General features: G+C 38.7%; 8 protein-coding genes. All 8 read right to left on the bottom strand.

Annotated features, from left to right (window positions below):
* Positions 1–64: 64 nt before the first annotated feature.
* Positions 65–922, bottom strand: coding sequence for a T9SS type A sorting domain-containing protein (locus FJA49_RS02000; protein WP_158629431.1), 858 nt, complete (start codon positions 920–922; stop codon positions 65–67).
* 101 nt (positions 923–1,023) lie between these two features.
* Positions 1,024–3,063, bottom strand: a complete 2,040-nt coding sequence (locus FJA49_RS18375; protein ID WP_158629432.1) for a phage tail protein — start codon at positions 3,061–3,063, stop codon at positions 1,024–1,026.
* 267 nt (positions 3,064–3,330) lie between these two features.
* The gene (locus FJA49_RS02005; protein WP_139998320.1) at positions 3,331–7,362 is read right to left on the bottom strand and encodes a T9SS type A sorting domain-containing protein; all 4,032 of its coding nucleotides are present in this window, start codon (positions 7,360–7,362) and stop codon (positions 3,331–3,333) included.
* A gap of 209 nt (positions 7,363–7,571) precedes the next feature.
* Complete coding sequence (gene fabV / locus FJA49_RS02010; RefSeq protein WP_139998322.1) at positions 7,572–8,765, bottom strand: enoyl-ACP reductase FabV; 1,194 nt, start codon at positions 8,763–8,765, stop codon at positions 7,572–7,574.
* A gap of 65 nt (positions 8,766–8,830) precedes the next feature.
* The gene (recN, locus tag FJA49_RS02015; protein ID WP_139998324.1) at positions 8,831–10,483 is read right to left on the bottom strand and encodes a DNA repair protein RecN; all 1,653 of its coding nucleotides are present in this window, start codon (positions 10,481–10,483) and stop codon (positions 8,831–8,833) included.
* Between the two features lie 81 nt (positions 10,484–10,564).
* On the bottom strand, positions 10,565–11,449 hold the full coding sequence (gene porD / locus FJA49_RS02020; protein ID WP_139998326.1) for a type IX secretion system protein PorD: 885 nt from the start codon (positions 11,447–11,449) through the stop codon (positions 10,565–10,567).
* Positions 11,442–12,650 carry a bifunctional phosphopantothenoylcysteine decarboxylase/phosphopantothenate--cysteine ligase CoaBC gene (coaBC, locus tag FJA49_RS02025; protein WP_139998328.1) on the bottom strand — a complete coding sequence of 403 codons (1,209 nt, stop codon included), beginning with the start codon at positions 12,648–12,650 and terminating at the stop codon, positions 11,442–11,444. Before coaBC ends, porD begins: the two co-directional genes overlap by 8 nt.
* A 6-nt stretch (positions 12,651–12,656) precedes the next feature.
* A complete protein-coding gene (locus tag FJA49_RS02030; RefSeq protein WP_139998330.1) occupies positions 12,657–12,974 on the bottom strand; it encodes a DNA-directed RNA polymerase subunit omega in 318 nt (105 codons plus the stop codon).
* Positions 12,975–12,981 lie beyond the last annotated feature (7 nt).

Here is a 12,981-nt window from a genome sequence, read left to right on the forward strand (position 1 = left end):
CTTTACGAAAGTATAAAAAAAGCCACCAATAAAGGTGGCTTTTCATAATATTTTGAAGAATTGATTATTCCTTAACGATTTTCAATGTCTTCACTTGGTTACCTACATTTACTTTAACCAAATATGTTCCGCCAGCTAAAGCCGACATATCTACCTGGCTTTCTGTCGCATTGATTTTCTTTGAAAGAACCTGCTGTCCTAATAAATTAAATACGGCAACATCAGACATGTTTTCAACATACGATAAATAAAGTGTGTTTTTTACAGGGTTTGGATATACCTTGAAACTTGCATTGTCGAAAGACGTAGTCTTTAGAGAAGAATCATAGGCAGATATACCAAAAGCTCCCGTATTGTCATTTGAATATTCATAAACTCTCAAATATAATGTCGAACCTGGTGTTTGTCCAGTCAACGAAACCCTAGAATAAGCATCTGTATCTGCTCCGTCATCATCACAACCCACCTGAACTAAAGAACCACAAGCTCCAGAATATACTGTAACTACAGTATCCAATCCGCTTGCTCCCGTGCTTGAATTCCCTGTTTCAATAGTCAGATTGCCACTTGGCGGTACAACTGTTGAGAACCATACATCACCACCAGCATATCCGTTACAGTTAACCGGTACAGTTTCATTAGAGCTTGCTGTTGCTCCAGCATTGGTTCCATCAGTAACACTAAAAGTAGCAGTTGGAGTTATAGCTACTGCATTGGCACAATTATCATTCACAGGAGGACAAAATAGCTGGTTTTGAGCAGGGCTTACCACAACACAATTTGCATCCTGATTGCTTGCTACCGTAAGAACTACTGATGTATTGTTTGGATAAGGACCAAATTGAACATTACCTGTTGCTGTTACTTGTTGTGCCGGACTTGATTGGTTGTCTGTAACCGTCAACGAAGTTGCCGTACCCAAGCTTGTTATATTTGCATTAACAAAAAATCCTGCTGAAACAGCGCAGTTTGATGTTCTGTTAAATGTTACTGCTGGAGCTGTACAAGTATTCTCCGTAATATTTAATGTATACGCAAAGCTTTGTGGTGATGGCCAAGTTGAAAGAACAATATAGTATGTTGTTCCGGCAGTAACAGCAAGTTGATTAATTTCTCTGTTTCCGCTGCTGCTACCAGAAGCACATGCAATAGCTGCAGTTCCAATGTCATTACAATTTGTATAAACCAAAATCCCGACCAAGCCGGTGCTCCAGGAATTCTTATGTTAATTGATTTGTTTACGTTAGGCGTATAAGCATATACTACGTCATCACCGTTCAAATAATAGTTTGGAGTATCTTCACCACATCCTGAGCTTCCACCATTAGGAAAATCATAATCATCACCATACAGATTTGTATTGTCTGTTGTAGTATATGGCAGACCTGTAACAATAATTGGATTCCCACATACAGATCCTGGTGGTGGCACGCCAACACAAACATCAAAAGTTGATGTAGCTCCAGTAGCTGAAGAATTACTAAATACTCTTACATAATAAGTAGTACCAACCGTTAATCCTGAAGCAGTACTCATATCAGGATCACTTACATATCTGCTAACTAAAGTACCACAAACTCCTTCAAAAACTTCATGAACAAGATCTGTTGGCGATCCGCCTACGTTTATAAGTGAAATTTTATGTACCGATTGTGTGGCCACAAATTTGTACCAAACATCATCATTAGGAGTTCCAGCTCCATTATCTGGCACACCAGAATCAGTAGCCGAAGCAAGAGTTCCTGATGTTACCGAAGCACAACTTGCGTTTGTATTGACTGTAAGCGTTACAGCTCCGGGACAGTTGTCATTTGCTGGCGGAGGTGGGAATGTTGCGATACAAAGATCAAAAGTAGTATTAGGGTTATTAGCCGAACCATAACTAAATACTCTCACATAATAAGTGTTTCCAACAGTAAGACCGTTTACAGCACTTGTATCCGGATCACTTATGCTTAGGCTGATAAGACCACCTCCACAAGTTCCTTCCAAAACTTCATGTACCATATCTGTTTGATTTCCTGTTACATTTGAAAGCTGTACTCTATGTGAAGTTGCTGTTGCCACGAATTTGTACCAAACATCATCATCAGGAGTACCAACTCCACCGTTTGGCTCACCTGAATCTGTTGCCGATTTAAGTGTGCCTGATGTTTTTACAGTACAGGTCAGATTCGGGTTTACCGTCAATGTTATTGCTTCTGAGCAATTATCATTGGCCGGACTGGTTGTAAATGTGATTGTTCTCCATGGACTTTGGCTAGTAGCACAGATTGTTCTTATATGGAAATAATGTGCTGTGCTTGCCGGTAATCCTGAAGGCGAATAAGTATTTGCCGTTGTTGAAGTACCAGCACCTGTTGGATCCGTGCTTGTTGTATTCAAAACATATTCGAAACCTGTAATCCCTGCGGTAGGTTCCCAATTGATTGTTGCACCTCCTGAGCCTACTGCAGTAACAGCCAACCCTGTTGGCGCACCACAAGCAATGGAACGAATTGTTGGCGAGCTAAAACAAAAACCATAATTCCAGTCAGTTCCAGCAATATCATCATCATAAAAAATACGGTATCTGAACCCTGTTAGCTGTGCAGATGTGAATGTGGAAATGTTAAGACCTTCTGTAACATAGGTCGTTTTGGGAATAGTACAAAAGTTGTCCGTTATGGTAGTATTATTCCCCGGTATTGAGTTTGCCCCCCAAGGAATCCATGTAGCAGCTGCAGCATCCCAGTATTCAAATCTCAAGACATCATTAGCCAAATAATAGTAACCATATTGTACTGTCACTTCTAATGTAGTCTCTCCAGCTGTAAAAGCCGGCGTCAGGTTAATTACAGGCGATTCAGCTGCAATGTTATCTTCATGTGCGCTGTTTCCTGCATCATCGTCGTCATAGGCAAAAAAGGCGGTTGTTCTCGGATCGGATTCGAAAGCTAAAGGATCCGAATTGTAGGTGCCCGTTATTGTCCATGCGGGATTTGGCCAGGCCGCCGATTGATTCAGCGTCTGGGCATTGACTTGCCAGCAGAGCACGACAAGCAATAGGTAAATTTTCTTCATATTGTTTAAAAGTTTAGTTAATACACTGCAATATAACTAATTATTTTAATATAATTTTAAGATTATCTAGAATAAATCTAAGTCCTTTTAAAGGCTTATTTTTTCTAGATATTACCCACAAAACGATATAAAAAAACGGGGTTAATTCAATTTACTTCTGTTTTAAAAACACAAAAAGCGGCTATAAAACCGCTTTACAAAATATTTTAAAAACAAAAAATCCCGGCTGTTTTACAGCCGGGATTCTTATTAAAAAGTTATATCAAATTATTGTTTGATTACTTTAATTGTCTTAACCTGATTGTCTACAGTAACTTTTACTAAATAAGTTCCTCCAGCCAAGCTTGACATATCAACTGAAGCATCAGTAGCTCCGATTGTTTTTGAAATTACTTGCTGTCCAAGTAAATTAAAGACAGACACATTAGAGATTTCTTGCGTGTATGACAAGTTCAATACGTCTACAACTGGGTTTGGATATGCTCTGAAATTAGCATCATCAAATGTAGGAGTACTTAATGACGCATCATAAGCTGCAATTCTAAATTCACCAGTATTTGCAACAGCAGTACCATATCTCCAAACACCAATATACAATGTTGCACCAGGAGTTTGGTTTGTTACAGTCAACATAGAGAAGTTACCATCTCCAGTATCGTCATCACATGCAATTTCAGTTAATGAACCACAAGTTCCAGAGAACACACTTAAAACGCTATCTGTCATTGTAGATGTTGTTTGAGCTTTTGTTTCTATAGTCAAACGTCCAGAAGCCGGAACAACTACAGAATACCATACATCTTCAGCACGGTTGGTCTGACAAGCATATGTTAGCCCTGTTACAGTTGATGCACCAGCTACGGTTCCCACAATAGCTCCAGTAGCAAAAGTACCTGATGGAGTTAATGCGATAGCATTTGCACAGTTGTCATTAACTGGCGCTGGTGGAGGTGTTGAAACGCATAAAGTAAATGCTGTTGATACAGTAGGAAGTGCTGAGTTTGTAAAAACTCTTACATAATATAACGTTCCAGATGTCAAGTTTACAAAATTCAATGTATTTCCTTCAAGACAACCTCCCGTTACTTCTACAAGAGATCCTGGTGTACCTGTATATAATACTCCAACCATTGTAATACCTGTTCCTACTCCAGTAAATGTAAGTCTGGCAAGAGCAGATGTTGGCGTAAATGTATACCATACATCATCATTAAATCCAGCTGCACTACATGTCGGAGCAGGCACAGCAGATTGAGTTGCTCCAATAGTTGTACCAGCAGTTGTAGCTGTACAAGTTAAAGCCGGGTTAACGGTTAAGTTAACAGCACCGCTTGGTTCATTATTAGCTGGTACTGCAGGAGCTGCCGAACTACCGATACAAACATCAAAAGTAGTAGAAGCATCTGTAGCAGTTCCAAAACTGAAAATTCTAACATAATAAGTCGTTCCAGGAGTCAAACCTGTATAACTAGAAGTATTAGGGTCACTAACATTCAAACTAACAAGTCCACTGCAAGTTCCAACCAAAAGTTCGTGTACCATATCGGTCGGAGTTCCTGCAACATTTGAAAGAGTAATCGTATGTGATCCTGTAGTAGCTACGAAAGTATACCATACGTCATCGTTTGGAGTCCCTGCTCCATTATCTGGCACGCCAGAATCTGTAGCAGACTGCAAAGTTCCAGAAGTTTTTACACCACAAGCCGAGTCAGCATTTACTGTCAAAGCAATAGCTCCGCTACAGTTATCGTTAGCAGGTGGGCCAGGCAAAGTACCTATACAAATATCAAATGTTGTAGTATTTGTAATCGCTGCAGCAGCAAGGCTGAATACTCTAACATAATAAGTAGTTCCAGGAATCAAACCTGTTACAGTACTTGTATCAGGATCGCTTACAATCAAAGAGATAAGACCACCACCACAAGTTCCATCTAGTACTTCATGTACTACACTTGTTGGAGTTCCTGCAATATTAGAAATAGTGATTCTATGAGCAGGCGCTGTTGCTACGAATTTATACCAAACATCGTCATCTGGAATACCAGCTCCGTTATCGCCTTCACCAGAATCTGTAGCTGACTGTAAAGTACCAGAAGTTTTTACAGTGCAAACTAAATTAGGGTTTACTGTTAAAGTCACAGCTTCAGGACAATTGTCATTTGCTGGAGGTGGAGGGAAAGTACCTACACAAACATCAAATGATGTTGTAGCACCTGCTGCAGTTCCATAGCTAAAAATTCTTACATAATATGTATTTCCTGGTATCAGGTTAGACAAATTACTTATATCCGGATCGCTAATATTCAAACTGATTAGACCTCCGCCACAATTTCCTTCCAATACTTCGTGTACTAAATCTGTTGGAGTTCCAGTAACGTTTGTAAGTGAAATTCTATGAGATGTAGATGTTGCAACGAATTTAAACCAAACATCATCGTTTGGAGTACCTGCTCCGTTGTCTGGCTCACCAGAATCTGTAGCACCTAACAAAGTACCTGTTGTTTTCGCAGTACACGTTAAGTTTGGATTTACCGTCAAAGTAACGGCATTGATACAGTCATCATTAGCCGGAGGATTAGGAAGTGTTTTAAAACTTTTTGTTGTCCATGCACTGAATTCTGTACCACAATTATTTCTAACATGGAAATAATAAGTTGTATTTCCTGCTAAACCTGAAGCAGTATAAGGTGCAGCAGTAATTTGAGTTCCTGCCCCTGTCGGGTTTGTAGCTACCTGATCCAAAACATATTCATATCCTGCAGAACCAGTAACAGCATCCCAAGCAATGCTTGCACCAGCAGGTGTTATGCCTGAAACTGTAATATTCAAAGGAGCTTCACAGCTTGGAATTGCCTCAACTAGGAAATTATCAACATAAAAATTATAGTCAGGTGCATCATCAATTGGACCATCCGTTGCATAGAATGCAAATTTGGTATTTACTCCTACATAAGAAGGAATATTTACAGAATATAAAGTTCTTACATTGGTTGGAGAGTTCGTAGAATCCCAAGTATGTATTATTGTCCAAGTAACACCATTATCCTGTGATGCTAAGAAAACAACCTTATCATCAGAAACAATCTGTGCCGGGTCAGTACCCGAAAAAGTTGTTACTCCAACATCAAATCTAACTCTGTAACCACCAGCACTCATATCGATTGGAGGAGAAATCAACCAACCTTTTCTGTTAAGACTGTATAGGTTAACTCGAGCAGCACCTGTAGTTCCGTCATTCAAGAAACCATCTGCTGCCCAGATACCTGCTGCAGTACCAGTTGGTCCTGTTATTTCGTCTCCTGCTCCAGCTGTTGTCCAACATTGTGGAGGGAAACTACCATTAAAATCCTGAAGGAAAGTAGGAACGTTTGTACCACAAGCTGTTGTAAATGTAACTCGTACCCAAGTACTCTTATCACCAGGACCACAATTTGATCTTACCCAAACATACTGCTGAGTTGCTGAAGGCAATCCTGCAAAACTTTTTGTTGTTACACCTGCAGCTACAGAACCTGTTGGAGTTGCTGAAGGTAGTGGTGTAGTAGAAGAAGTACTCATGTAGTATTCATAACCTTCTGAAGGAGCAATTAACGGAGCTGTCCAGTTAATTGTTGCACTGTTTGAAGTAACAGCTGTTGAAGTTAAGCCTGTTGGCACGTTACATGAAACAAGAAAATCAAATCCTATCATTGGTCTTCTGTAATTCGTAGACGTCAAAGATGTAGGTAAATTACCAGTAGTACCGTTTAAATACTTAGTTGTATTTAAATTTGAGGTATTGATACAAGGAGTATCAAATTCATAACTCCACCCTATTGAAGTACTTGCTGTTGCATTGGAATACTCTGTGAAAACCGCTAAGTTTTGTGCTCCAGAGTAGGTAAAAGTATTTGTAAATGCAAAACTTTTCCATCCTGCTGTAGAACCAACCGCAGCTGCCGGATTAGAGTCATAAACCAATACAGCACCCGCAATAGCTGTTGCCCAATCCAAGCCTCCGGTTCCCCAATCTGTATTTGAAACTTCTTTCAAGTAGATTTTAAAATTCGGAGTTCCCGCCATTGTACCTGCAGCAGTATCTCTATCATAATAGGCTGCATTAAGAACCTGACCTGCTATTCCACTCAACTGTGAGGATGGATAGATTACGGCCATGCGACTCGCAGCATTAGCTGTCGCCACACTATGCATGGGTGCATATTCCGTAGTTCCAAGGTCTAAACATGTTGTTATTGTCCAGGCTTGCCCATAGGACAAGACACTGAAAAATAACATCAATAATAATGTAATTTTTTTCATAAAAAAGTATAAATTGATTAACAGACTGCTAAAATAGCAATTTTAAAAGACTAAAAAGTTAAAATTGAAGGTGGTGACAAAAAAATCAGAGGCTAAATACGGTAAGATTAACCTTATAATACGCAAAAAGCCTGCGTTAACGCAGGCTTTAAATTTTTATTTTATGACTATAATATTTTTTTTCTATTATAGTTAAAGTTTCGATATGATTATTCTTTTATGCTCTCAACAGCTACCATTTCATTAGCATCAGCATTATAATCTACTCCTTTGATGTCAAATCCGAAGAGATTATAGAAGTCTTTTCTGTAACCTTCTAAGTCTCCAATTTCTGAAAGATTTTCAGTAGTAGCTTTTTCCCATAATTCAGCTACTTTTTGCTGAATATCATCACGCATTTCCCAATCGTCGATTCTGATTCTTCCCTTCTCATCGGTTGGAACTTCACCTCCAGCATACAAACGCTGTTGGTATAGTCTTTGGATTTGCTCAATGGTTCCTTCGTGAACACCTTCTTCTTTCATTACTTTGTACAACAATGAAATATATAGTGGAATAACCGGAATCGCAGAACTTGCCTGAGTTACCAATGCTTTATTTACAGAAACATAAGCTTTTCCGTCAATATCTTTCAGACTATCTGTAATTGAAAATGCCGTAGCTTCCAGATGGTCTTTTGCACGACCAATGGTTCCTTTACGATATACCGGTTCTGTTAATGATGGGCCAATATACGAATAGGCAACTGTTACAGCTCCTGGAGCCAAAACACCTGCTTTTTTCATGGCTTCCATCCACATAGCCCAATCTTCACCTCCCATTACGGCAACAGTATTTTCAATATCGTCTTCTTTGCTTGGCTCAATTGAGATTTCTGAAACTTTTCCTGTATGGAAATCTACCGTTTTATTAGAGAACGTACTTCCTATTGGTTTTAAGACAGAACGATGCGTAATTCCTGTAACCGGATTAGTCCTTACCGGAGATGCCAAGCTGTAGATAATCAAATCAACCTGTCCTAAATCCTTTTTGATAAGTTCTATTGTCTGGTCTTTGACCTCATTAGAGAAAGCGTCTCCATTTATACTTTTAGCATACAGTCCTGCTTTGTGCGCTTCTGCTTCAAAAGCAGCTGAATTGTACCATCCTGGTGAAGCTGTTTTTCCTTCCATTGGCGGTTTTTCGAAAAACACTCCAATAGTAGCAGCATCAGAACCAAAAGCACTTGTGATTCTCGAAGCCAAACCAAATCCTGTAGAAGCACCGATTACCAATACTTTTTTAGCTCCGTCGATTTTACCTTTCGATTTTACATATTCAATTTGATTTTTAACGCTTTGCTCCGCTCCTTTCGGGTGTGCTGTCAAGCAAATAAATCCTCTCATTCTTGGTTCTATAATCATAAAACAGTATTTATATTGTATAAATTATGTGTTAGTGTTCAGCTTAGCAAATATACCTTGTTTTTTTAGTTCAGCAAGGCCTTGGCGTGATTTATGGCAGAGTCAGAAATATCTTTTCCGGATAACATCTGTGCAATTTCAATGACTCTTTCGTCGGCAGAAAGCAGTTTAAGTTCTGATTGTGTCTGGTCGCCCACAACCGATTTAAATACTTTAAAATGCGTATTTCCTTTGGCAGCAATCTGTGGCAAATGCGTAATCGCAAACACCTGCATTGTCTTGCTCATTTCTTTCATGATTTCTCCCATTTTATGGGCTATCTCACCAGAAACACCAGTATCAATTTCATCAAAAATAATGGTCGGCAGTTTTTGGTACTGCGCCAGGATTGATTTTACAGCAAGCATAATTCTCGACATTTCTCCTCCTGAGGCTGTTTTTTTCAACAATCCAAAGTCAGAGCCTTTATTAGCCGCAAACAGAAACTGTAAATCGTCTTTTCCGTTGGCAAGGTAGTTTTCTGATAGGCTGACTTCTATTTTGAATCGGACATTTGGCATTCCTAATAATTCCAAAATGGCAATTAATTTTTCCGTCAATACTGGAATTGCTTTTTGTCTTTTCTCACTGATTGCCTTAGCAATTACATCCAGTTTGGATGCACTTTCAGTGATTTCTTTTTCTGCTGTTTCTATTTCCTCTTGCAGGCTATCAACCGAAATAACCTTTTTATCAAGGTCATTCTGTATCAGCAATAGTTCATCAACAGTTTTTACCTGATGTTTTTGCTGCAAATTATAAATTGCCTGTAATTTTTGGTTGACCAATTCCAATTGTTCCGGATCACTCATTAAAGATTCCGCTTTTTGGTTCAGCTCTGAAACTACATCGTCAAGTTCTATGGAAACACTTGTTATCCTTTCAAATAAGGAATTATAATCAGGCGAAAAAGATGCTATTTTTTGAAGTGATGCCTTAATTTCCTTAAGATTGTGCTGCACTCCAAATTGCTCTTCTTCTGCAATTGAAACAGCACGATCTAAATTTTCCTTGATTAATTCAACATTATTCAGTTGCTCAAAAACACTTTCTAATTCTTCTTGTTCGCCTGTTTTTAGTTTGGCTGCAAGCAATTCTTCTAAAAGGAATGAATTATAATCTTGTTCTTTTGAGGCTTCCTGAAGTTTGGATTGCAATACCGTGAGATTACTCTTTAGATTGCGGTATTTTTTTAGCAGGGATTTGTATTCTGAAATTTCCTCCAAGTTTGCAGCCATCGAATCTATAATATCAAACTGGAATGTTTCTTCAGAAAGTTCCTGAGTTTGGTGCTGTGAATGGATGTCAATCAAAAACTCTCCCAATTCCTGAAGCTCCTGAAGATTGACAGGACTGTCATTGACAAAGGCTCTTGATTTTCCGGATGGAAGAATTTCCCTCCTAATGATGGTTTCTTTTTCAAAGTCTAAGTCATTAGCTTCAAAAAAGGGTTCCAGCTTGTAGCGTGCTATATTGAATTGTGCTTCTATGACACATTTTTCTTCTTTATTTTTTAGTGAACTTAAGTCGGCTCTTTTACCTAAAACCAATCCTAAGGCTCCTAGAAGTATTGATTTCCCTGCTCCTGTTTCTCCTGTTATTATTGAGAAATTCTCTGAAAAATCAATATCGAGTTTTTCAATCAGTGCGAAATTCTTTATGGATAGTGACGTCAGCAATGCCTTTACGTTTAAAGATAGTGATAAATTATGAACCGCTTGGATGCAAAAGCTGTTGGATAAACTAGTTCGATTTTAGAGTTAAAATCTGATTTTCCCCCATTTACTGGAATTCAGCGGAGAAATTCTGTTCAGGTTTTCAACTAAATCTGCAATTGCAATAGATGGGCCGCCTGTGTAAATCGAAACGATTTCATCTGACTTGGCATCAAAAAACACACGTGTCAGCAATGCATTTGGACGGATATCATATATTTGAGCCAGGGTTTTTACAGAATTTTTAATATTTTCCTTACCTCTTTTCAAATCTTCGCTCATCAAATCAATTCCTGTTGAGTGGTATTGGTACAAGGCATCTCTGTATGGAGCAAAAGTATTCGACATCAGGTCTGTAATCAAGAAATATCTCGAAACATTCCCATCTGCCTGGTTCCATCCTTTTGAGCCTCCTTGTTGGGCTAAAATAGCCACGTTTTGAGCCAGCTCATAATATTGTGTTCCTCCTTTTGGTGAAAAAGTATCTGCATCCATTCCCATAATGATATAGCTGTAGAATGCGATTACTGACACCAGATTGGAGTCGTAGCTGTTTGGGTTAAAGATCAGGTTTTCAAATTCAATATATCTGAAATTAAAGTCTTTATCATTAAAGTTGAATACCGGCGAAGAATACATTGAGTTATAACCAGGACGAGACGATTGTACCTGAATTGTTGCCGAAAACTGATCAGAACTGTATCCTGAAACGTTTATAAACATGGTCGATTCAATTCTTTCATTCTCCGCAAACGCCTGATTTGTCCAACGGGTCTTATTCACAAATTCATTTAGTGAACGTTCCAGCGTTTTAAAAATCTGCGTATTGGCATTTGTGATTCGGTCATAGTTTATTTTTACGGTACATCTCAACTCCTGAGCCTGGACAGATCCGACGGCGAACAACAAAAACAATAATATCTTACGCATAAAAATGTTGTATTACTTTATTTAAAATATCTTCGGCCACAGCTTCTTTTGTTTTCAAAGGCATAGGCTCAATTTCAAAATTCTTGTCGATAAAGGTAATTTTATTTGTCGATTTTCCAAAACCGGCTCCTTCATCCTGCAACGAATTGAGAACAATCAAATCTAGGTTTTTTTTCTGGATTTTCAATTTTGCGTTTTCAATTTCATTCTCCGTTTCTAATGCAAACCCAATCAAGAATTGTTTTTGTTTTACTTTTCCTAAAGAAGCCAGAATATCCTGTGTTTTTTCCAATTCGATGGTAAAAGCGTCTTCTGTCTTTTTTATTTTTTGTGTGGCCGGAAACTTTGGCCTGTAATCTGCAACCGCAGCTGCAGCTATTGCTGCATCAACATCTCCAAAATAACGGTGTGCTGCTTCATACATTTCTTGTGCTGAAGTCACGTTGACCAGATTAATACCTGATTTTTTAGGCTTCAGATGTGTTGGTCCTGAAATCAGAATCACATCAGCTCCTAATCCAGCGGCATGTTCTGCAATATCAAATCCCATTTTGCCAGAAGAATGATTTCCTATAAAACGCACAGGATCTATTGCTTCGTATGTTGGCCCGGCTGTAACCAGTATTTTTTTTCCTTTTAACGGCAGTTTGCTTGCTATATCAGCTTCGAGAAAGGCAATAATATTTTCAGGTTCGGCCATCCTTCCTTCTCCGGAAAGTCCGCTTGCCAATTCTCCAGATTCCGCAGGAATCATGATATTGCCAAATTGCTGTAATAATTTAAAGCTCGCTAAAGTTGATGGATGCTTGTACATGTCCAAATCCATTGCAGGAGCAAAATAAACCGGACATTTAGCAGAAAGATAGGTTGCGATTAAAAGATTATCGCAGGTGCCATTTGCCATTTTAGACAATGTGTTTGCTGTAGCCGGAGCAACTAACATCAAATCGGCCCAAAGACCTAATTCGACATGGTTATTCCAGACGGCATCTTCATCGTCGTTATAAAAAGTGGAATGTACAGGATTTTTAGAAAGTGTGGAAAGTGTGAGCGGTGTCACAAAATCCTTAGAAGCAGGTGTCATGACCACTTGGACATTGGCACCTGCTTTTATGAATAATCTTACTAGCGAGGCTGTTTTATATGCGGCAATCCCACCGGAAACTCCCAGCACTATTTTTTTACCACTTAAAACAGACATCGTAAATTATTTAGTAGTATCTCTGTGATAGATTTTACCTTCAAGCCATTCCTGTACAGCTAGTGCATGTGGTTTTGGCAATTTTTCGTAGAATTTTGAAACTTCGATTTGTTCTTTGTTTTCAAAAATTTCTTCTAAGCTGTCATTATAGGTAGCAAACTCTTCCAATTTTTCAGTCAATTCTTTTTTGATTTCAGAATTGATCTGGTTTGCTCTTTTAGCCATAATCGTAATCGCTTCGTACACATTACCTGTCGGTTCCTCAATCATCGTCTTATTGTAAGTAACTGTGTTTACAGGAGCATTAGTCTTTTTTAAATCCATGACTTTT

The sequence above is a fragment of the Flavobacterium microcysteis genome (assembly GCF_006385255.1).
Taxonomy (GTDB): Bacteria; Bacteroidota; Bacteroidia; order Flavobacteriales; family Flavobacteriaceae; genus Flavobacterium; species Flavobacterium microcysteis.